A 20,778-nucleotide genomic window follows, 5' to 3' on the forward strand; every position below is an offset into this window, starting at 1 on the left:
TTGGGTATATATATTAGTTTAGTATATGTATATAACAAATTGAATATATGAGTGTGCTATGCATGACGTAATACTTTTAATGGTGTACTGCGCAATTTTGGGCAGCGTGGTTGGATTTTTAGCAGGATTATTAGGTATTGGTGGTGGTCTTATCATCGTACCGGTGCTTAGTGCGCTATTAGTATCGTTCAATGTTGCCGACCCAAGCCATGTATTAGTCATCGCGATAGCAACCTCGTTAGCATCCATTATTTTTACCTCGACTTCTTCAGCCCTTGCTCATCATCGTAATGCTAACGTGCCTTGGGAAATTGCCCCATGGGTTATGACTGGTGTTGGCCTAGGCGCATTGATCAGTGGTTTTGCAGCAAGCTTTATCCCCGAGCAGCTACTGCGCTTTGTTTTTGCTGGTAGCGTGGTGTTTATCGCGCTCAGAATGGTGTTATCGACACGAAAAAAAGCCGCCAGTGAAAAACCGCTTCCATCAGGGCCTATTCTTGGCTTTTTATGTGCCATAATGGGAGCGCTGTCGGGGCTAATTGGTATTGGCGGCGGGGCGCTTATTGTGCCGCTACTGCATTATTTTTCTGTTGATATTAAAAAGGCCATTGGTTGTGCTGCTGCATGTGGTATTGTCATTGCGCTGTTCGGCTCGGTGGGTTACGTATCTGCCGGGTGGCAATTAACATCTTTCAGTGATGGATTTGCCGGATTTGTGTATTTACCTGCGTTAGTGGGGATTGTGGTTACCTCGTCGCTCATTGCGCCAATAGGTGCCAAAGCCACGCATTACTTGCCTGTGGCAACAATAAAAAAAGTATTCGCGCTATTACTTGTCATAATTGCGCTTAAAATGGTGTTTAGTTAAAGGTTTTTATTTTTATGGCTCTTCAATTTCCAGATATCGATCCGGTTATTTTTTCGGTAGGCCCGCTTAGCGTACGTTGGTACGGTTTAATGTATTTAATTGGTTTTGCTTTGGCTATGTGGCTTGCTAATCGTCAAGCAGAAAAACCAAACTCAGGTTGGACAAAAGAACAAGTTAGTGACTTATTATTTTACGGCATGCTCGGGGTAATACTAGGCGGCCGTATTGGTTATGTATTGTTTTATCAGTTCAGCTACTTTATTGAAAACCCATTGTATTTATTTAGAATTGACCAAGGTGGTATGTCGTTCCATGGTGGCACTCTGGGTGTAATTACAGCCATTGCAATTTTTGCTTGGACCCGTAAAAAATCATTATTTGAAGTGGGCGATTTTGTAGTGCCACTCGTACCGCTTGGTTTATTAGCTGGACGTATTGGTAACTTTATTAATGGCGAGTTATGGGGCCGAGTGACAGATGTACCTTGGGCGTTTATTTTCCCATCAGGTGGCCCAGAGCCCCGTCATCCATCACAATTATACGAAGCCTTTTTAGAAGGTTTGGTGCTGTTCTTAATCTTACAATGGTTTATCAAAAAGCCTCGTCCAGCGGGAAGTGTTGCTGGGGTGTTCTTACTTGGCTATGGCGTGTTTAGATTTATTGTTGAATATTTCCGTGAGCCAGATGCTCATTTAGGTTTATTCGCAGGCTTTATCTCGATGGGACAAATACTGTCATTGCCGATGGTAATTGGTGGCCTTGGTTTGTTAATATGGGCCTATAAAAAGCCGCAACACAGCGTGGCAAGCAAAGCATAACAAGAGCAAATCAATGAAACAGTATTTAGATTTATGTCAGCGTATTGTTGACGAAGGTGTGTGGGTTGAGAACAAACGCACAGGGACTAAGTGTTTAACCGTTATTAATGCCGATCTTGAATATGATGTGGCAAATAATAAGTTTCCGCTAATAACAACGCGCAAGAGCTTTTACAAAGCGGCGATTGCGGAGTTACTTGGTTATTTACGTGGTTACGACAGCGCTGCACAGTTTCGTGATATCGGCTGTATGACTTGGAATGCTAACGCAAACGAAAACAAAGCTTGGCTTGAAAATCCACATCGTCGTGGTGAAGATGATATGGGTCGAGTGTATGGTGTGCAAGGCCGCAGTTGGCAACGTCCGGATGGCAGCCACCTTGATCAACTTAAAAAAGTTATCGATAACTTATCAAAAGGGATTGATGATCGCGGTGAAATCGTCACTTTTTATAACCCAGGTGAGTTTGAGTTAGGCTGTTTACGCCCTTGTATGCACACGCACACCTTTTCTTTGTTGGGCGATACCTTATACTTAACATCATACCAACGTAGCTGCGATGTGCCGCTGGGTTTGAACTTTAATCAAATTCAATGTTTTGTGTTACTTGCTTTAGTTGCACAAATCACCGGCCACAAACCGGGTAAGGCGTATCATAAAATAGCGAATGCGCATATTTATGAAAACCAACTTGAGTTGATGCGTGATGTGCAGCTTAAGCGTGAGCCATTCGCGTCGCCAGAATTAAAAATAAACCCAAATATTAAATCACTAGAAGACATTGAAACCTGGGTTACAAAAGACGATTTTGAAGTAGTAGGTTATCAGTGTCACGATGCAATTAAGTATCCGTTTTCAGTTTAAGAACAATAAAATTTAAGGAGAAATCAATGAAAGCAGTGATCCCAGTTGCTGGTCTTGGCACGCGTATGTTACCTGCAACAAAAGCAATCCCTAAAGAAATGCTTCCTATTGTTGACCGCCCGTTGATTCAGTACGTTGTAAATGAAGCAATTTCAGCAGGAATTAAAGAAATTGTTCTAGTAACGCATTCAAGTAAAAACTCAATTGAAAACCACTTTGATACCAGTTTTGAGTTAGAAGCAACGCTTGAAAAGCGTGTTAAACGTCAGTTACTCGCAGAAGTACAATCAATCTGCCCGAAAGATGTAACAATTATTCATGTTCGCCAAGGTGAAGCGAAAGGCCTTGGTCATGCGATTAACTGTGCTGCACCTATCATAGGTGATGAACCGTTTGTTGTTATCTTACCGGATGTGATCATCGATGATGTAGCAAGTGACCTTAAAAAAGATAACTTAGCTGAAATGATCCAGCGTTTTGAAACCACCGGCGAGAGCCAAATTATGGTTGAGCCTGTGCCGCAAAACGAAGTAGACAAGTTCGGTGTTGTCGACTTAGGTGATGTAAAAATCAATCAAGGTGAAAGCGCAGCTATTTTAAATATGGTTGAAAAGCCTCCAGTTGATCAAGCACCATCAAATCTTGCTGTTGTGGGTCGCTATGTATTGAGCAAAAATATTTGGCCATTACTTGCAAAAACCCCAGCCGGTGCAGGCGATGAAATCCAATTAACAGATGCCATTGCCATGCTCATGGAAAAAGAGATTGTTGATGCTTACTCAATGAAGGGTAAAAGCCATGATTGCGGTAGCAAAATTGGTTATTTAAAAGCCATCGTTGAGTTTGCACTGCGTCGTGATGAATTCAAAGGTGAGCTTACAGACTTCATAAAGTCGCTGGTTAAATAAGCAATTCAAATTACCTAGTTGAAAATTATGTAAAAAAAGTGTCTATATGGCACTTTTTTGTTATTTACATGTTCCTCCCAATTGTCGATTATTACCCAATAAAGGATTTTTCTGATATACCTAAGTCTTAACGCATTGTTAAGATTAAAGATCAGTGAGATGCTTATTTACCCCTGTAGGATAGTTAAACTCAGCTATACTTATAAAAATACCTATGTAAAGACGGATTTTTATTGCTTTAGGTTGTCTAATATGAAAACTTAAGTATTAGGGTGTCATTAAGTTTTTATTGCAGTTAGTTAAGCACTGTACTGAAAATATTATAATAACAAATAATGTGTTAGAGTTTTCTTATGCAATGCCGTAAATCACTTTTATGGTTTTTGTATAGGTAAGTGCTAACAGATAGACTTCTTTAAAAAGAAGCAAATTTTTAATGGTACGTTTAAGAATCCTACTTATGAAATATTGCTCAAAACCTTTGCGTTACAGTATATACCTGTTGGTGTTATTGACTGTGTCTGGTTGCAGTAATAAGGCATTTCCTGATATCTCTTTTAACAAGCTTCCTGTTTTCAATGTTGTTCAGTACCTTAGCGATGTAACGCTAATGCAAAACTCACTTTTGTTGGCGCAAACCCAAAGTGAACCTGTCAGTACAGTGTTAGATCAGGCTGATACTTCTCAAGCACTATCAAGCGACTCTAAAGACTCTGTTAAACCTGACTATGCATTTGCTTTGCAATTAGCGTCTGTTAATACGGAACAAGATCTAGCTTATACATTAAAGAAAATGGCTAAACGAGCACCCAGTATTTTTCAAGGAAAGCCGATACTTAATGTTGAAGTCGCTGATGTAAATGAGCATACCTACTATCGACTTAAGTTTGGTGGCTATAAGTATTTGAAAAACGCGAAAGCTGATTGTGAAGCGATTAAACGACAAGGCATTGATTGCTGGGTAAGTAACTACACTGACAACCGAATTTATTTTTAGCGTCAAATATTCACTCTAAAGATGGCATTTTTATTGCTAAGATTTAAGTCTGTTTTTTTAGAATTGACGTCACCATGCATTTTTCTATTTTCTCGAAATATCTATTTATAACCATCTGCTTAACTGCTCTAACAGCATGTATGATGAGCCAAGAGCAAACCCAGCCAGCTTACACTGAGCAGCAAGTACAGCAATTTGCTGCCCAGTGGCATAATAAACAACCTAGTATTGAGCGTCTTGCGTTGATGGAAAAAGACCTTGCGTTGTTAATCGAAGTGCTTTCAGCCAATAGCGATTTAACCGCACAACCATCACAATTTGAGCCACAAAATGATGTGATTATTCATCAAAGCGAACAAACGCAAGTACAGCAAGCATCATCCACAGACTCATTTGAGGCGATTATTGCAGCAAATAAAGCGGCTGAAGCGGGCGTGCAATTAGGTTTATATTTAACGCCGAAAAAAGTTAGTCATCAGCTCTTAAAGCTTAAACGTGATTATCCTGCTGTTTTAAATGACCTTGATTTTCGTTTTAAAACACGAGAGCAAAAAGGCGTAACCTTGTATGGATTGAGGGCTGGTCCATTTGCAAACTATACTCAGGCTACTGCATTTTGTGAGATAGCCAAAAGAATGGGGCAAACCTGTGTGACGGCACCATTTATTGGAGAGATGCTTTAAGCATCTTTCCTCTTAAAAATTAGGTAATTAATCTTAAAGTATTTGTTCTAGAGGTCGATAAAGCTTAAGATACAGAAAAATGGCTTAGCCATTTAATTATAAGGACTTAATATGAAATTACCTCTTTCTCTAATTGCATGCTCATTAGCATTTTCTGCTTTTTCTTCTTATGCCACTACTGAATCTTTCAGTGCAACAGTAAAGGTTCAAAACTCAGTTGTTTTAACAAAAGGAAATGATCTAAATTTTGGTACTATTCGTGCCGTAGCCGATCCTTTAGGTGTTGCGCAAGCTGTTTTAACTATCAACCCAGAACCTGATGCAAGCCCTGTTTCAACAAGAACAGATGTATCTCCTGCGATTATTTCAATTATTGAGCAAGGGTCTCCTGCTTCATTTACGGTATCGGAAGCGGTGCCAAATGCGCGTTTGTCGATTACTGATCCCACTGCTAATACTTTAGCTTCTGATGGGCAAGGTTTAAATGAGCCAAACTTTATTGTTGATGGTTGGAGATATTTTATTACTTCTGGCCCAAATGCCAACGCTTACTATCTTCCTGGCAGCCCAAATTTAACAGCAGATGCTGACGGCAGTGTTGAGTTTAACATTGGTGCCAATTTATCTACCGCAAATACATCATCATCTGAGCCTTATCGTGATGTTGAGTATACAGGAACTTTTCAACTAGAAGTTGCCTATTAATTATTAGTTTGGGCAATTTATCATGCGCTTCTTGCTATTAGCCACTGTGCTATTTTCTGTTTTCTCTTTGCCTCTACAAGCAGCGAGCTCAGAGCAACAAGCGCTTGATTTTGGCACTCTGGTTATTTTAGCTAATACAAATACCAGCTCTGTAATTGTCAAAGATGATGGCAGTATCAATACACAGGGCTCTGTTTATGTACTTAAAAATGGCCGCCCAGCAGAGTTATTACTCACTGGCTTACCAGCCAGAACTCAGTTAGAGATAAAGCCACTTTCTACAGCTCAGCTAATACATGATGTAGATGGCAGTACAAGTGCTGGATTTTCTGTACGTCTAAATGGTTTTCCCAAATTTGTGATTAGCAATGAGTTCGGTGAGGCAAAAGTATTTATTGGCGGTACATTAACAACAGATCGCAGCGCTAAACCATACGCAGATGGTCATTACTCTTCTTCAACTTATTTAGAAATATCGGTCGATTACTAAGGATAGATATGTTCGCAAAACGTCTTTTATGTGGACTCTTTTTTGTTTTATTCAGTCAATACGCAACGGCAAATTTACTTATTTCACCAACGCGGGTTTCATTTGATGAGCGCCAACGTAGCGCAAAAGTCACCGTTATTAATAGCTCAGAAGAGTACCGTACATACCGCGTGGTATGGAGCGAAAAATTAGCGCTCCCCGCAGGTGGTTATCAAACATTGAGTGAGCCAGAAACCACGAGCCTTTCTCCTATGGCACGCTTATCTCCAAAGCAAATTCGCTTAGCACCGGGCGAAAGGCAAACGATTAAAATAGCAATTAGAAAGCCTAAGAATTTGGCTAAAGGGGAATATCGTTCTCATTTACTATTTCAAGCCTTACCAAATGAAGATAAAGCAGCTAAGGCTGGGCTTAAAGTAAACATGATTTTGAGTTTTAGTATTCCAGTTATATATCGTGAACAAGGTGAGCTACCAAAAGTTACATTTCAAACTGCAGAAATAGTTGAAGATTCTCTAAACAAAAAACCAAAAATTGCCGTTAAATTAACAGAAGAACAAGGTTTTAGTAGTTACGGTCGACTTAGCGCGTATGTTACTAACTCTGCAGGTAAACAAGAAAAAATCGCAGAAATCGGGAATCTAAGCTTATACCCTGAAATTGAACAAGCGACTGTATTATTAGATTTATTCTCTGGTAAACAGATGCCAAAACAAGGGAACATTGAGCTTAAATATCAAGGTGCCGATGAGTATGAAGGCGTCGATTTTGGCTCATATTCATTGCCTATTCGACATTAGGGATTAATGCGAAAAAATTTATGAATCGCTTATTTGCGTTAGGGCTTATGCTATTAAGCCCTATTAGCTTTGCTAATTCGACTGTGAGTACAGAGGATGTACTAGCTAGACTCAATGCCATAAAGGCTAAGCTAAATGGCGAACAGCTTCATGCTCCACAATCAAAGCATACACCTGCTGTCAATCATTCTGCAGACACCTTAGACACCCAGCAGCGAATTGCGACTGGGGAGTTTTTGCTATTTTCAATTTATTTAAATGAAAATTATTTAGGTGAGGTTTTTGCCCTTAAGTCTGATCAAGACATATTGCTGGGGCTTTCAGGGCTAGTTGATATCTTACAATTAGCAATCAATGTCGATTTATCGGCCGAGAGGGCAGAAGGTTGGTTCATCAACACTAATAAAGCCTTTCAATTAACAGCTCAAAAAGAGCTGATTACAGATAACAAAAAGTGGCAGCTTACTGAGCAACAAATTAGTGTTGACGATGATATTTATATTGAGGCAGCAGTACTTGCAGAGGCTTTAGAATTTAAGCACCGCTCTGACTACGCAAGCTTAGAGCTACATATTGAAACTGAGTCTGTTTATCCAGTTGTCGCCCAAGCGCAGCGTCATAAAAAACAACTGCAAAGCTATAGTACTCAAAAACAAGCAACCTTACCTTGGAAACCAAGCCCATATCAGGCCTTATCTGTCCCTGTGGCTGACTTACAATTGAATTATACCCAAGATAATGATGGCAGTCAGGCTAGTTACTCATTACTTGGCTCGCAAGATTTTGCATATTTAACGATGGAATACTTTTTATCGGGTCGTGAAAGTGATTTATTGAATAACTCAAGGCTAACTTTCTCCAAGCAAGATGTGAATAATCAATTGTTAGGTCCACTTGCTGCAAGTCTTATTGAAGTAGGTGATGTCACAGCTACGCAAGTTGGCAGCCGTTATAACAACCAATACGGTCGCGGGGTTAAAATTTCGAATTATCAACTAGGGCAAGCTATTGATAATAATCGGGTGAATCTAACTGGTGCAGTACAGCCAGGTTGGGATGTTGAATTATATCGTAATGGCATTTTAATTGATCAGCAGCTGAGCTTGACTGATGGTCGCTATGTTTTTGCTGATATAGATTTACTGTTTGGTGAAAACAGCTTTGAGTTGATCTTTTATGGCCCACAAGGACAAGTAGAGCGAAAAACTGAATATTACTACATTGATGGCACGCAGCTTGAGCAAGGGGAAGCTGTTTATGAGCTATCTGTTTCAGAGCAAGGTGAGCAGTTACTTGGCAGCAGTAACTACAGTGCCAACAAGGGCTGGGTTGCTGCAGGGCGATACCAATATGGTGTGAGTGATAACATTGCCATGTATTCAGGCTTCATGGCGCAAAAACGAGAGCAAAATGAGCTATATCATGTTGCTCTAGGAACGAACCTTAGCTTGTTAGACAGGTTTTTGGTTAATCTGGAATATGAAGAAAATAATCAACAACAAAGAGAATTTGAATTAACAACAAGAACTAAATTGGCTGATCAGTCTTTGCTATTCAGCGCAACGAACCGTACTGATAATCAAAATGGTCGAGATATAACGCTGAAAAGCTATCAGTTTGATATGTCTGGTGAGCTGATGAAAAATGATTTTGGGCGGCTTAATTATCAGAACAACTTTCTGATTCAACATGCACAAAGTGGTGATTTAAAGCAAATTTATAACCGTTTAAATTACAGCTATGCAAACGTCTCTATAAATAATTTATTGCAGTGGCAAGACTTAAGTGTTGGGCAAGAAAGTGTTGATGGTACGACGCGTTTACAAACACGCCTAGGTAGAGTGTATAGTCGATTTGGGGTTAATTATCGACTCTCTCCGGTTAGTGAAATAGTGAGTTATGAAGCTGAGTTTAGCAGAAGTTTAGGCCCAAGCTTACAAACAGAACTAACGTTAAGGGATTCTCTAGATTACGATGTTCAGTCTGCCGAATTAGGATTAACGTGGCAAAATGACAGGATTAACTTAAGCAGTAATGTTAATTACGACAGCAATGATCAATGGCAGATTCGCTTAAATAGTCGATTTAGTTTTGGCTTTGATAGTCAATATAATCAGCCATTTATGAGTAATCGAACATTGACCAATACTGGTAGTTTGATGGTTAATGTGTTTTTAGATGAAAATGATAATGGCCTTAAAGACTACAATGAAAAGGGCTTGGCGGGTGTTAAAGTAAAAGGCTTACAAAATTATCGCCAAGCTATTACCGATGAACAAGGTATTGCGATTCTTTCAGCTATGCCAGCTAATCGCACAACAGATATAGTGCTCGACCGTGATAGTTTTGCTGATCCTTTTATGATCCCCGCCCACGATGGTTTCTCCATAACACCACGAGCAGGTTTTGTTGAGTACATGGATTACCCAGTAAATAATGCCAGCGAAATAGAAGGTACTGTTTATCAGCAAACAGAGCAAGGCTCTAATGTTCAACCTTATGCCCAAATTACTTTAGTGGATGAACAAGGTAATGATGTAGCTACTACGCAAGCGGCTTATGATGGCTATTACTTGTTTACTGATATTAAACCCGGTAAGTATAAGGCGGTAGTTGATAAGCAATACCAAGAGCAAAAATCACTGACCAGTGCTCAAACACACAAAATAAAATTATCGCCTAAAGGTGATGTGCTGGTGGGGGTTGATATTACTTTGCGGCCACTCGAAAAGCGCCAGGGATATTTAGCGAGTATTGGCAAGTTTAATTCACTGAAAATTTTAAAGGTGTATTACTCATTGGTGAAACAGCGTTTGTTACAGCAAGGGTTACATAACGCTTTTTATATACACGATAAAGCAAATGCACACTACACGCTTGCGATTGGCTTTGACCCACTGTCTGCAAACGAGCTTGAGCAGCAATGTGTGCAGCTAATATCACAAGCAATTAAATGCCATGTAACAGAGCAGCATGTTCAACACTAGCAAGGAGCAAATTATGGTTTTTACGACTTTTCAAAATCTGAAGAAAGTATGGTTAGTCTTACTGGTTACTCCTATCATTGGTTGCCAAAGCATGTCAAAGCCACAAGTGAGTGAAGAAAACTTAGTAAAAATTAGCCAGCAAGAGCTTATAGAGCTGAGGCAGTCGCATCAACAATTCCAAGCGATGAAGCCAGAGCTTGAGCGCTTGCTGACAATAGAAAGTGAGTTAACCTTACTCACTGAACAACTTACTTTGCTAAATGCGCAGCAAACTGAGCCTGAAAAGACTAAAAAGTCATCTGTAACCGCACCTCAGTTTATAGCTGAGCCTTCAGCCAAATTTGCACTACAACTTGCTTCCGTAACAGAATTACCTAGACTAACAGCTCGCCTTGCTGAAATTAAAAAACAAGCGCCGGCGCTACTTAATGGCCAGTTTATTGCTAATGTAGAGTCAGTAACAGTGAATGGCAGCACTTTTCATCGTTTGAAAATTGGTGCATATCAACAAAAGCAGCAAGCAGCTAATGATTGTAAAAAGTTAGCATCAGTCGGGGTGGCATGCTTGGTATCACATTATGTACAGAATCCGCTTGATTTATCCCATCAACAATAATACTTAGGCATAATTATTGCTTTGTACTTACTAAGTTTAGTGAGGATGGCAATTATGCGCCTGTTATTTTATTCAGTTTTTTTAGTGTTGGTGGGTTGTAGCTTAACTGAAGAGCCACAAAAAACGCCCCCTAGAGAAACCCCAAAATCGCCGATGGCACCTTATACGGTGCATCAATACGTTGCTGATTTAAGTAGTCAGCTGAGCCGTATTCAAGGCCCTTACAAAGGCAATGCACGTATTGCTGTGACCAGTTTTTATATGGCTGATGGCTTAGGTACTGATTTAGCAGAAGATCAGGGCAGTGGCTTGAGTCAGCAAATTCAAGAAAGTTTATTAACGCAATTTACTCAGCTTGGTTTTCATACCATAGAGTATCGATTAGAAAATACTTTAAATTTGCAGCAATCGGCCGATAGTGTACTTAGTCGTGATGTAAATACCTTACGTCAACGTCAGAATATTGACTTTGTTATTACCGGCACACTGACGCGGCAACAACATGCCTACATAGTAAATGCCCGATTAGTGAATACCAAAGATCTGCGAATTGTGTCAGCAGCAAGCACTGAGATCCCTATCAATGTAATGTGGGGCGCTGAAAAAGTTCAGCAACGTGATGGCCAGTTGTATCGAAGCGAATATTAAGAGGAACTCATTTAATGAAACGTTTAATTTTAACTTTATGTTTGCCGTTTGGCTTTGGTTGCTCGTCAATGTTAACTGGTGATGCAACACAACACGAAAATGATCCTCAGTTAGCTGCGCAAAGAGAAGTTGCCGCGCCGCATAGTAATGACAGTGTGTTTCAAACCAATCAGGCGGTAATGAATAACAGCACTTTTACAGCAGCCCCAACGCGTAAAAATATCAATCACTATGTACGTGGTATCATGCAGGATTTAGTTGAAAACTTGCAATATGTTAGTGATAACACACCAGTTGCTGTTTCAAGCTTTGTGTACCTTGATGCAGATTACAACTCAACAAATTTGCTGGGTAATCAAATAGCCGAAAGTTTTATTCATGAACTTCATGCATTTGGTGTACCTGTCATTGATTTTAAAACCACGGATTATATGCGTGTTACGCCAAGTGGTGATTATGTTTTCAGTCGTGATTATTTAGAGCTTAGCCAAGACCAAAACTTCAATTATGTATTGGCAGGTACTTTGGTTAATCATCAAAGTGGTGTGCTCGTGAATGCGCGTATTGTTGGTTTAGCAAGCAAAGCAGTTGTAGGGTCAGCGCAAGGTTTTATCCCGCAATCAGTGGTTGATGCCCTTGATAGTACCAACCGCAGTGATGGTATTACACTAAAACAAGCAAGTGAGTAAGCTATGAAAGGTTTTATCTTAGCATCGTTAACGCTCGCACTATCTGGCTGCCAATTGTTGCCAGAGCAATCAGCAGAGCCGCAAAATACAGCTCAAAATATGCCTGCATCATCAAGTACTCAAGTCGATTACGTTGCTATGCTACAAGCGCTTGAGCAAAAAGATATGCAGCAAGATAACGCTAACCATCGTTTATTTGTGCCTTATCAACACCATAAAACCGTTGTTAATTATGTCGAGCAAATGGCCCTTGAGTTAGTGGATACCATGCAACAAGAAAGCGAGTTAGGAATAGCCATTACTAGCTTTGTTGATTTAGATGCGAGCCTAAAAAATAGTTCTCAACTTGGTAATCAACTCTCTGAAACAATGATGCACCAGCTGCAAAAATTTGGTTTTGGCGTTGTTGATTTTAAAGCGATGGATATCATTAGTGTGACCTCACGTGGTGATTTTGTGATGTCGCGAGATGTAGAAGAGTTAGCCGAGCGTCGCATCGCGAGCCATGTACTTACAGGCACGCTGATATACCGCCCAAATGGTGTTGAAGTGAATGCTCGAGTAATTAACTTAAACTCAAAGCTGGTTATTGCCAGCGCACAAAAAGTGATCCCTTATTTTGTGCTAAAAAATGAATCAATCAAATCAGCAACAGCTAGCGTTAACTAGCCTCATTATTTTGCCAATCGACTTACTCACAAGTCGATTGGTTTATTCTCTTGATTACCAAAGCCTTAGACCGTTATAATTTTAGCTACAAGCTACAAGCTACAAGCTACAAGCTACAAGCTACAAGCACCTCAGCTTTTGAGTGGCCTCTTAGTTAAATGGATATAACGGCCCCCTCCTAAGGGGCAGTTACAGGTTCGATTCCTGTAGGGGCTACCAAATCTCATTTTTTGAATATCACCCCTAATAATTTCATCAAAAATATAATTACTAATGACCAAAGTAATAGTGAAAATTATTAAAGTCTATTGAGGTAGACTTTAATGGAGGTGCTGCCATTATTTGAAAATAAAGTCTACTAAACTGGACTTTATTGTGACCTTTTAAGTTTAAAACTGTAAAAGTCTTTTAAAGTAGACTTATTTTATTTTATTTTATGGTGCAGGTTGAAATAAAAGTCTGATAGATTAGACTTTTATAGAAACATTGTTCAAATTGAGATTGTGATGGCAAAGAAAGTTAAAGCGAGTAAATCCCCAGATTTAAGTAGAGCGTTCACACCTTCTTTGCTTGGTGACGTTATTAAAGCGAAGAGAACACAAAGCAATATCACGCAAACTGACGCTGCATTACTTTCGGGTATATCAAAGCAGACATACATAAATATTGAACAAGGTAGTGCAGATGTAAAATTGGCCTCGTTAATGAAAGTTGTCTCGGCATTAGGCGTTAAGATATCAATTGAGCCATGGCAAAGTGATAGTACAGTTAACTCACCTCTGGAGGATGAGAATGACGTCTGGGTTTGATAGATATACACTCGACATAATTTATAGCCAAAAGCTGGTTGGTAAATTACATCTTTCTAGAGAAAGCGATAATTTATCATTGAGTTATCAACAAGAGTGGGTGGATGAAGGCTTTCCAATATCTCCTCATTTACCTTTTGGACATGACATACCTTCTGTCAATATCAGACGTTTTTTACAAAATTTACTACCCGAAAATAAGGGCCTAGATTATTTAATAGATTACTTAGGGGTATCACGGACGAATGTATTTGCTCAGATCGGTGGAATTGGTAAAGATACCTCTGGGGCTATGATGTTTTTACCTGAAGGTGCTTTAAACGATAAAGTAAAAAGTAACTTTATCGCTATTAGTGATGCTGAACTGATCAAAAGGTTATCTGATCCTCAACTATGGCATTTGGAAGTCTGGGACGGCAAACCAAGATTGTCAGTAGCAGGTGTTCAATCAAAATTAAATGTATTGTCAGTTGATAGCAAGTTAGGTTTTGGTGAAGGAGACCTTTGCTCTACCCATATTATTAAGTTTGAAAAGAATAATCAGCAACATCTTGTTATAAATGAATTTGTAACAATGAAACTTGCAAAACTAGCTGGGTTAAGTGTTGCAGAGGTTGAACTTAAATATTTTGATCACCACCCTGCGTTACTTGTAGAAAGGTTTGATAGAAAATTGTTTAGCCCCGAAAGTGTAAAGCGCAGGCATATGATTGATGCATGCCAAGCTTGTAATCTAGGGGTTGATAAAAAGTACGAAAGAAATTTAGGTAAGCAGCGAGATGTTAGTCACATTCGCGATGGTGCAAGCTTTGAAAAACTGTTTGCGCTATCTGAACTCTGCGAAAACCCAATAGCAGCAAAAATTGAAATTTTAAAGTGGGCGTTATTTAATCTTTTTATCTACAACTCAGATGCACATGGCAAAAACTTTAGCTTTTTTGTGCAAAAATCAGGTCTAACCCCAGCGCCATTCTATGATTTAGTAAACGTTAAAATGTATCCAGAGTTTGAACAGGATCTAGCTATGAGTATAGGAGATGAGTTTGACCCTGATGCAATTAATGCCTATCAGTTAGTTGACTTTGCAGATGAAAATGGAATTTCAAAAAAGTTACTACAAAGCCATCTAACTAAAATAGCGACAAGTATTAAAAATAATTTACAACAGGCAATATCGCTTGTTGATAGCCCTTCAGAATCACAAGTGTCATATCTAAAGCATTACTTTGATATAGTTAATGCTCGTTGTGATCATTTTCTTGAGCAGGCAAATGTAATCCCTGATATCGAACTATAGTTTATAGCTTAGAAATTAACGTTTGATTGTTAATTTCTAAGCTGCAGAGTTATTACTCGTTTTTAAACTAAATTAACCCGTTACTTTTTCAAGCTCGCCTGTGCGCCATGGTTCAATGATGATTTTGATATGGTCGTTTGGTTTAAATAAGGTATCAAACGCACCTTGTACGCCGTCTATGCCGACTTTACCAGTACGCATTTTTTGCCATGCAATTTTGCCTGACGCAATGTTCTCAAGTGATTGTGCAAACTCTTCTGGCTGGTAGTAATAAGAGAAAATAAGGTCGAGCTCTTTCACTGTGGCATAGGCAAAGTTAACGTTTAGTGGTGCGGTATGTACACCTGTTACAATGATTTTTGCTTTTGCCGGTGCACGTAAAATGTAGTCGTTCAATAAGCGGCTTACACCGGCACATTCAAAAATAACGACCTTGTTGTTACCCGCAAGTGCTGCGGCTGTAGCAACTTCATCATCCGCCATAGGGTTAACATATTCTGTGGCGCCAAATTCAAGGGCAATTTGTTTTTTGCTCTCTTGTGGATCAGAGGCAACGATGTGTTTTACGCCTTGAAGCTTTAACGCGGCAATCGCGGCAAGGCCAATTGGGCCACAGCCAACCACAATGGCAACATCATCATTATTCATTTGTGCGCGGTTCACTGCGTGCAGGCCAACAGCAAGTGGTTCTGTAATGGCTGCCGCTTCTGATGGAACAGCATCAGGAATAGGTAATAGTAAGGCTTCATCAACAATAAAGTATTCAGAATAGGCACCATATAGCCCTGGGGTTACACCTACGCCAGCGCCGCCAGCAGAAAGTAAAATAGGCACAGAGGTTACACGGGTGCCTTTAGCTAATTCGCCTTTAGTATTTGGACCGTAGCTAACAATTTCTGCCGCGTACTCATGGCCTAATAATACTTCTTGGTCATCGCCTGCATCTTTAGCCATGATGCCAAGGTTTTTATAGATATCGAATACATCGCTGGTGTGGCGGGTTATATGAATATCAGAACCGCAAATGCCGCAAGCTAGGCTTTTTACCAGTACTTGGCCGGGTCCAGGTGTAGGGATATCAATTTGTTTTACATGCAGCTTGCCATTTTGCATGGCAACAGAATTCATTTGGCTCATATGTGTGTCCTCAATTCACCTTATTTGTGAATTATTAGACTAAAGTAAAGCGCCTGCCTTAATCTTGACTTTTTACGACAAAAACACAGCTTATTACGACATGTCTGTTTATAAACTACTCATTGTGGAGTATTTAAAGTAAAAACCCTCAAAGTGATAAGGGTTTTTACTTTATTAAGTCTTAGCCGAAGTAGGCTGTATTGAGGTATAAATGAGTTAATACTCCAGCAAAGTAACCTAGTAAAATGACCGGCGACCATTTTAAGTGGCTATTAAATGTGTAGATCCCTCGCGCTTGACCCATTAGTGCAACTCCTGCCGCAGAGCCAATTGATAACAGGCTGCCACCAATTCCTGCTGTTAGCGTAATAAGCAGCCATTGACCGTGCGACATATCAGGCATCATTTGTAACACTGCAAACATCACTGGAATGTTATCGACTACCGCTGACATTAAACCAAGAATAATGTTCGCACCGGTAGCAGACCAGTTGTTATAAAGCAAGTCAGAAAGCAGCGCTAAGTAGCCGATAAACCCTAAGCCTCCAACACAAATAACTATGCCATAGAAGAACAAGAGCGTGTCCCACTCGGCTCTCGATACACGGCTAAATACATCAAAAGGAACAACGTTACCTAAGCGAGATAAGCGCTCTTTGTCACCTTCACGCTCTGCCATCGCGCGCTTTCTGGCAAGAGAGCCGGGGAGTGTCACGCGTAAGAAGTAACCAAAAAACTGTAAATAGCCAAGACCCATCATCATGCCCACAACCGGTGGTAAACCAAAGGCGGTTTTTAGCACGACGGCGGTGAGTATTGTCAGTAAGAATAAGCACAATATGCGAAGCGCACCGCGTTTAAGTTCAATATCTTCATCGGCCGTATCCGGGTGTCGGTTATTGATAAATAAAGACATAACGAAAGCAGGAATAATATAGCTGACTAAAGCTGGTAGGAATAAAACAAAAAACTCGGTAAAGGCAACAACATCGGCTTGCCAAACCATCAGTGTCGTGATGTCACCAAACGGGCTGAATGCGCCACCGGCATTTGCGGCTATTACAATATTGACGCACGACATAGCAATAAAGCGGTTATCATTTGCTGCTACCTTCATTACCACTGCACATAAAAGTAGGGCAGTAGTTAAGTTATCGGCTACAGGTGAAATACAAAATGCCAGTACACCGCTTATCCAAAATAATTGCTTGTAGCTAAAGCCTCTAGCAACCAGCCAGCTTCTTAGGCCATCAAATAAACGACGCTCTTCTAGGGCGTTGATATAGGTCATCGCAACGAGCAAAAATAGCATTAACTCCGAAAACTCTAACAAGGCGTGACGAAATGCGTCGGTGCTAAGATCAGATAAGTTTTGTGCACTGTACTGCCAAGCAATAAGGGTCCAAATAATCCCGGCTGCAACCAATACGGGTTTTGATTTGCGTAAGTGAATTTTTTCTTCGAGTATGACGAGCACATAAGCAAAGATAAAAATAACAAGGCATATAATGCCAACAGGATGGGTGAGTAAATCGATAGTACCAGTTGACGCAGCATGAGCTTGGCCACCGAAACATAGCAAGGAAAGGAGCAATCCTTGTATTAGTTTTTTCATTGTATATTCCAATTAAATCATCTTAATTTCGTTACGGTTTAAGTAAATGTAGCTGCAGACATTTTAGATTCATTCTTTGCTTTATGTAACAAATTGGTAACTAAGATGTTGGTATTTTGAATATAAATACGGGTGATGGCGAGAGCAGACCAGTTATATAATTTATAACTTAATCAATGGTTTGAGGTTTTAAAGTAATAAAGGGCTGCAATTAGCAGCCCCAACTTGAAAATTATGCAAAGTGTTTTTCTAAATCGTCAGAGCCACCAATGTGCTCACCGCCTATGAATACTTGCGGCACTGTCTCACGACCAGAAATCGCTTTTAAACTAGTTAATGAAGCGTGTTGACCTAATACGATTTCTTCGTACACATAACCTTTCGTCTCTAGTAACGCTTTAGCTTTTGTACAGAACGGACAATTAGGCTTGGTAATAATACTCACTGATTCTGGTTTTACCTGTGCTGGGTTAATGTACTCAAGCATGGTATCTGCATCAGATACTTCAAACGGGTCGCCAGGCTTTTGTGGCTCGATAAACATTTTTTCGATAACGCCGTCTTTTACCAACATAGAATAACGCCAACTGCGCTTACCAAAACCTAAGTCGTTTTTATCGACTAGCATACCCATGCCGTCGGTAAATTCGCCGTTGCCGTCTGGCAATAGAGTGATATTTTGCGCTTCTTGGTTTTGTGCCCATGCATTCATTACGAAGGTATCGTTTACAGAAATACAGACAATGTCATCAACACCGTTTTGTTTAAATACAGCCGCAAGCTCGTTATAACGTGGCAAGTGAGTTGATGAACATGTTGGTGTAAAGGCACCTGGTAATGCAAATAGCACAACTGTTTTACCTTTAAAAATTTCGTCAGTGGTCATTGATTTCCACTGCTCGTCTACACGTGTTGCGAATGTAACGTTTGGTACTTTTTGGCCTTCGATATTGTTTAACATTGTTTTGATTCCTCTTGATTTGTTGAGTGTCATTATGCGATTTAATTTATGATAGCTCCAATCGTTTGTTTGTATTAGTATGATAGGTAAAAGCTATTGGTGGTGTAATATGAATTTAAAAGACTTTGAATACGTTAAAGCGGTTGCACAATATAAGCACTTCAGAAAAGCAGCTGATGCTTGCTATGTCAGCCAACCGACATTAAGCGGGCAAGTTAAAAAGCTTGAACAAGAGCTGGGAGTTGTTATTTTTGACCGTTCAACAAAGCAAGTCACGTTGACTGTGCAAGGTGAACAACTTCTTAAGCAGATCACACTGATCCTAGATCAAACCCAAGTGCTTAAAGAAATAGCTGCCAGCTCACATGACCCACTAAAGGGTAAAATCAATGTCGGTATTATTCCTACCATTGCACCTTATTTACTGCCAACACTCTTAACTTCTATGAAGCAGGCATTTAGTGAAACCCAGTTTTCATTTATAGAAATGCAAACAGCGCAAACGCTGGTGGCCCTTGATAATGGTGAGATTGATATTGCAATTGTTGCTGATGTTGCCGATTTAGCGCCTTATCATGTGTCACCGCTTTATAAAGAAGACTTTTTAGTTGCGGTTTCTGAGCAACACGCTTTAGCACAACATACTGAAGTTGCCTTAGCTCAATTACATGAATGTGACTTATTAATGTTAAACGAAGGGCATTGCTTTAAGGAGCAAGCTGAGCAATTTTGCTTTTCAGCTGGGGTTGAAGTCTCGAATCAATATAAAGGTAACAGTATTGAAACCTTACTCGCGCTGGTGGCAATGGATGATGGGGTAACCTTTGTTCCTAAGCTTGCATGTACACCACGTGAAGGAGTGAAGTATTTAGCTATAACACCAAACCAGCAACGCCAAGTTGTCATTGCAACTCGTAAGCACTACCCACATATAGCTGGTGTTGAGCAATTAGCTAACTGGCTAAATGCTCATGAAGGCCTACAAGCTCATTTACTCACTAGCAGCTAATTCAACAATATCGTTAATTTGAATGTTAGGTAGTGGTTGCTTATCTATACTCATGGCAACCGCTGATTGCTGATAAAGCTGAGTCACTTTTATTTGATTAAGTGTGGTGATTTTGTGCGGAAGCTTATTACCCTGTGCATCCGTTAGGTAATTATGATGGGCTATATTTAAAATTTGCCCTTGCTCAAGCCCATGCGCCTTACCCAAGTTGATGATTAGTCTGTCGTTTTCGATATGCAGTATTTTACCTTGGGTGGGTAAGCAGGCCATGGCTGCTTGTAAGTCATAGGTTAGGGTTTGGTTTATATCGCTAATAGCTTGGCCATAGTCAGTTGCCCAAAATCGGTCGCTATATACATCGATGATCTCAGTCTTTTTATACGGCCAAATACCTTCTGTTTGGTAGCTTTTTTGCCAGAGCTTTTCGTAAGTGGTGCCATCAAATAAGACGTAATCTACTTTGTATGCACGCTTGAAACTATCATCTTGCCAAAATGCATAATCGTTGTTGATCTTATGGTTAACCGATAAATCACGAATACGGCTCAGTAATACATATTGCGAGTTACTGCGGCTAGTGATCTCTTCAAGTAGTGCATTACTGTAATCGTATTGCTGAGTGAAAAAATGATCTACTCGCAACGGCATATTGTAATAGGCTGTCGGTTTAGCTGCCATTTGCGTATTACTTAAGCTGGCATATAAGTGTTCACTAATGGCTTTGTTTACGTCAAAAATTTGGCCCATACGCGCTTGCTCGCGGTTGGCGAGTTGGCTTTGTGTCACGGCAATAAATTTGGTGTATTGGTTTGCAGGGCATTCTTCTGCTTGGGCAAAAATATCGAGGCGAAGCGTGATGGCATAGGTGTCGTTATGGCGGTCTTCGCTGATCAATTCTATTTTCTGGATTTCACCATGGCTGCTTATTTTTAGCTGATCTTGCGTCAAAACCCCGTCAACTAGTGTCTGTACAGAGCTTACTCGAGCGCCAGAAAACACTAAAGCTTGAGTTATGGCGTCTTTAATGGCGGCAGATTTGGCTTGGCTCGTATCGCCATTTTTTACAACTGCATGGCCTGTAGATTCAAACCACTGCGCTAAGCTATTGTTAGAAAACAAAATTGTAAAGGCTAAGCCAAGGCCTTTTAAGCTGGCTATTGTTTTATTTTTCATGCTGACACCTAGCATTAAAACCAATGAATAACCT

The 20,778-nt window shown here is 40.0% G+C and carries 21 protein-coding genes and 1 tRNA gene; 18 read left to right on the forward strand and 4 right to left on the reverse strand.

Translation table 11 applies throughout. The annotated features are described in order from the left end of the window. Positions 1 to 58: 58 nt before the first annotated feature. From AN213_RS05945 to AN213_RS06025, 17 genes are all read left to right on the forward strand, one after another. Entirely contained in the window at positions 59 to 868 is an 810-nt protein-coding gene (locus AN213_RS05945; RefSeq protein WP_055020682.1) for a sulfite exporter TauE/SafE family protein, read from the forward strand. Between the two features lie 14 nt (positions 869 to 882). Beyond that, on the forward strand, positions 883 to 1,686 hold the full coding sequence (lgt, locus tag AN213_RS05950; RefSeq protein ID WP_054562237.1) for a prolipoprotein diacylglyceryl transferase: 804 nt from the start codon (positions 883 to 885) through the stop codon (positions 1,684 to 1,686). Positions 1,687 to 1,699: 13 nt separating this feature from the next. After that, complete coding sequence (locus tag AN213_RS05955) at positions 1,700 to 2,551, forward strand: thymidylate synthase (protein ID WP_054562236.1); 852 nt, start codon at positions 1,700 to 1,702, stop codon at positions 2,549 to 2,551. Positions 2,552 to 2,577: 26 nt separating this feature from the next. Beyond that, entirely contained in the window at positions 2,578 to 3,459 is an 882-nt protein-coding gene (gene galU, locus AN213_RS05960; RefSeq protein ID WP_054562235.1) for a UTP--glucose-1-phosphate uridylyltransferase GalU, read from the forward strand. Positions 3,460 to 3,919: 460 nt separating this feature from the next. Beyond that, entirely contained in the window at positions 3,920 to 4,456 is a 537-nt protein-coding gene (locus AN213_RS05965; RefSeq protein WP_160318715.1) for an SPOR domain-containing protein, read from the forward strand. A gap of 140 nt (positions 4,457 to 4,596) precedes the next feature. Continuing rightward, complete coding sequence (locus AN213_RS05970) at positions 4,597 to 5,139, forward strand: SPOR domain-containing protein (protein WP_055197921.1); 543 nt, start codon at positions 4,597 to 4,599, stop codon at positions 5,137 to 5,139. Between the two features lie 111 nt (positions 5,140 to 5,250). Further along, positions 5,251 to 5,844, forward strand: coding sequence for a DUF4402 domain-containing protein (locus AN213_RS05975; RefSeq protein WP_055197923.1), 594 nt, complete (start codon positions 5,251 to 5,253; stop codon positions 5,842 to 5,844). A 22-nt stretch (positions 5,845 to 5,866) separates the two neighbouring features. Next, positions 5,867 to 6,334, forward strand: coding sequence for a DUF4402 domain-containing protein (locus tag AN213_RS05980; protein WP_055197925.1), 468 nt, complete (start codon positions 5,867 to 5,869; stop codon positions 6,332 to 6,334). Positions 6,335 to 6,342: 8 nt separating this feature from the next. Continuing rightward, positions 6,343 to 7,134: a molecular chaperone gene (locus AN213_RS05985; RefSeq protein WP_055197927.1), complete on the forward strand. Its 792-nt coding sequence runs from the start codon at positions 6,343 to 6,345 to the stop codon at positions 7,132 to 7,134. A 20-nt stretch (positions 7,135 to 7,154) separates the two neighbouring features. Next, on the forward strand, positions 7,155 to 10,121 hold the full coding sequence (locus AN213_RS05990; RefSeq protein ID WP_055197929.1) for a hypothetical protein: 2,967 nt from the start codon (positions 7,155 to 7,157) through the stop codon (positions 10,119 to 10,121). A 13-nt stretch (positions 10,122 to 10,134) separates the two neighbouring features. Continuing rightward, complete coding sequence (locus tag AN213_RS05995; RefSeq protein WP_055197931.1) at positions 10,135 to 10,737, forward strand: SPOR domain-containing protein; 603 nt, start codon at positions 10,135 to 10,137, stop codon at positions 10,735 to 10,737. A gap of 54 nt (positions 10,738 to 10,791) precedes the next feature. Then, on the forward strand, positions 10,792 to 11,385 hold the full coding sequence (locus AN213_RS06000; RefSeq protein WP_055020737.1) for a FlgO family outer membrane protein: 594 nt from the start codon (positions 10,792 to 10,794) through the stop codon (positions 11,383 to 11,385). A gap of 14 nt (positions 11,386 to 11,399) precedes the next feature. After that, entirely contained in the window at positions 11,400 to 12,074 is a 675-nt protein-coding gene (locus tag AN213_RS06005) for a FlgO family outer membrane protein (protein WP_054562231.1), read from the forward strand. A gap of 3 nt (positions 12,075 to 12,077) precedes the next feature. Beyond that, positions 12,078 to 12,743, forward strand: coding sequence for a FlgO family outer membrane protein (locus AN213_RS06010; RefSeq protein ID WP_055197933.1), 666 nt, complete (start codon positions 12,078 to 12,080; stop codon positions 12,741 to 12,743). A gap of 144 nt (positions 12,744 to 12,887) precedes the next feature. Then, a tRNA-Arg gene (locus AN213_RS06015) sits at positions 12,888 to 12,962 on the forward strand. 287 nt (positions 12,963 to 13,249) lie between these two features. Continuing rightward, complete coding sequence (locus AN213_RS06020) at positions 13,250 to 13,552, forward strand: helix-turn-helix domain-containing protein (protein ID WP_055020691.1); 303 nt, start codon at positions 13,250 to 13,252, stop codon at positions 13,550 to 13,552. Next, positions 13,536 to 14,849 (forward strand): HipA domain-containing protein, encoded by a 1,314-nt coding sequence (locus tag AN213_RS06025; RefSeq protein WP_055197935.1) that lies wholly within the window; start codon positions 13,536 to 13,538, stop codon positions 14,847 to 14,849. Before AN213_RS06020 ends, AN213_RS06025 begins: the two co-directional genes overlap by 17 nt. A 72-nt stretch (positions 14,850 to 14,921) precedes the next feature. Here AN213_RS06025 and AN213_RS06030 read toward each other — a convergent pair whose 3' ends face one another. From AN213_RS06030 to AN213_RS06040, 3 genes are all read right to left on the reverse strand, one after another. Beyond that, positions 14,922 to 15,986 carry a zinc-binding dehydrogenase gene (locus AN213_RS06030; RefSeq protein WP_055197937.1) on the reverse strand — a complete coding sequence of 355 codons (1,065 nt, stop codon included), beginning with the start codon at positions 15,984 to 15,986 and terminating at the stop codon, positions 14,922 to 14,924. 181 nt (positions 15,987 to 16,167) lie between these two features. After that, positions 16,168 to 17,601 (reverse strand): sodium:proton antiporter NhaD, encoded by a 1,434-nt coding sequence (nhaD, locus tag AN213_RS06035; RefSeq protein WP_055197939.1) that lies wholly within the window; start codon positions 17,599 to 17,601, stop codon positions 16,168 to 16,170. A 232-nt stretch (positions 17,602 to 17,833) separates the two neighbouring features. Further along, the gene (locus tag AN213_RS06040) at positions 17,834 to 18,562 is read right to left on the reverse strand and encodes a glutathione peroxidase (RefSeq protein WP_054562228.1); all 729 of its coding nucleotides are present in this window, start codon (positions 18,560 to 18,562) and stop codon (positions 17,834 to 17,836) included. A 109-nt stretch (positions 18,563 to 18,671) separates the two neighbouring features. Between AN213_RS06040 and AN213_RS06045 the strand changes: the two genes are divergently transcribed. Next, positions 18,672 to 19,571 (forward strand): LysR substrate-binding domain-containing protein, encoded by a 900-nt coding sequence (locus AN213_RS06045; protein WP_054562227.1) that lies wholly within the window; start codon positions 18,672 to 18,674, stop codon positions 19,569 to 19,571. Here AN213_RS06045 and AN213_RS06050 read toward each other — a convergent pair. Further along, entirely contained in the window at positions 19,554 to 20,744 is a 1,191-nt protein-coding gene (locus AN213_RS06050) for a flagellar assembly protein FlgT (protein WP_055020695.1), read from the reverse strand. The genes AN213_RS06045 and AN213_RS06050 overlap by 18 nt on opposite strands. Positions 20,745 to 20,778: the final 34 nt, after the last annotated feature.

Origin of the sequence: Pseudoalteromonas sp. P1-8 (assembly GCF_001399985.1) — a bacterium.
Taxonomy (GTDB): Bacteria; Pseudomonadota; Gammaproteobacteria; order Enterobacterales; family Alteromonadaceae; genus Pseudoalteromonas.

Excerpts from the sequence above, each read along its gene's own strand:
- AN213_RS05945 (WP_055020682.1), top strand. The coding sequence starts at position 59 with ATGCATGACGTAATACTTTTAATGGTGTACTGCGCAATTTTGGGCAGC.
- lgt (WP_054562237.1), top strand. The coding sequence starts at position 883 with ATGGCTCTTCAATTTCCAGATATCGATCCGGTTATTTTTTCGGTAGGC.
- AN213_RS05955 (WP_054562236.1), top strand. The coding sequence starts at position 1,700 with ATGAAACAGTATTTAGATTTATGTCAGCGTATTGTTGACGAAGGTGTG.
- galU (WP_054562235.1), top strand. The coding sequence starts at position 2,578 with ATGAAAGCAGTGATCCCAGTTGCTGGTCTTGGCACGCGTATGTTACCT.
- AN213_RS05965 (WP_160318715.1), top strand. The coding sequence starts at position 3,920 with ATGAAATATTGCTCAAAACCTTTGCGTTACAGTATATACCTGTTGGTG.
- AN213_RS05970 (WP_055197921.1), top strand. The coding sequence starts at position 4,597 with ATGATGAGCCAAGAGCAAACCCAGCCAGCTTACACTGAGCAGCAAGTA.
- AN213_RS05975 (WP_055197923.1), top strand. The coding sequence starts at position 5,251 with ATGAAATTACCTCTTTCTCTAATTGCATGCTCATTAGCATTTTCTGCT.
- AN213_RS05980 (WP_055197925.1), top strand. The coding sequence starts at position 5,867 with ATGCGCTTCTTGCTATTAGCCACTGTGCTATTTTCTGTTTTCTCTTTG.
- AN213_RS05985 (WP_055197927.1), top strand. The coding sequence starts at position 6,343 with ATGTTCGCAAAACGTCTTTTATGTGGACTCTTTTTTGTTTTATTCAGT.
- AN213_RS05990 (WP_055197929.1), top strand. The coding sequence starts at position 7,155 with ATGAATCGCTTATTTGCGTTAGGGCTTATGCTATTAAGCCCTATTAGC.
- AN213_RS05995 (WP_055197931.1), top strand. The coding sequence starts at position 10,135 with ATGGTTTTTACGACTTTTCAAAATCTGAAGAAAGTATGGTTAGTCTTA.
- AN213_RS06000 (WP_055020737.1), top strand. The coding sequence starts at position 10,792 with ATGCGCCTGTTATTTTATTCAGTTTTTTTAGTGTTGGTGGGTTGTAGC.
- AN213_RS06005 (WP_054562231.1), top strand. The coding sequence starts at position 11,400 with ATGAAACGTTTAATTTTAACTTTATGTTTGCCGTTTGGCTTTGGTTGC.
- AN213_RS06010 (WP_055197933.1), top strand. The coding sequence starts at position 12,078 with ATGAAAGGTTTTATCTTAGCATCGTTAACGCTCGCACTATCTGGCTGC.
- AN213_RS06020 (WP_055020691.1), top strand. The coding sequence starts at position 13,250 with ATGGCAAAGAAAGTTAAAGCGAGTAAATCCCCAGATTTAAGTAGAGCG.
- AN213_RS06025 (WP_055197935.1), top strand. The coding sequence starts at position 13,536 with ATGACGTCTGGGTTTGATAGATATACACTCGACATAATTTATAGCCAA.
- AN213_RS06030 (WP_055197937.1), bottom strand. The coding sequence starts at position 15,986 with ATGAGCCAAATGAATTCTGTTGCCATGCAAAATGGCAAGCTGCATGTA.
- nhaD (WP_055197939.1), bottom strand. The coding sequence starts at position 17,601 with ATGAAAAAACTAATACAAGGATTGCTCCTTTCCTTGCTATGTTTCGGT.
- AN213_RS06040 (WP_054562228.1), bottom strand. The coding sequence starts at position 18,562 with ATGTTAAACAATATCGAAGGCCAAAAAGTACCAAACGTTACATTCGCA.
- AN213_RS06045 (WP_054562227.1), top strand. The coding sequence starts at position 18,672 with ATGAATTTAAAAGACTTTGAATACGTTAAAGCGGTTGCACAATATAAG.
- AN213_RS06050 (WP_055020695.1), bottom strand. The coding sequence starts at position 20,744 with ATGAAAAATAAAACAATAGCCAGCTTAAAAGGCCTTGGCTTAGCCTTT.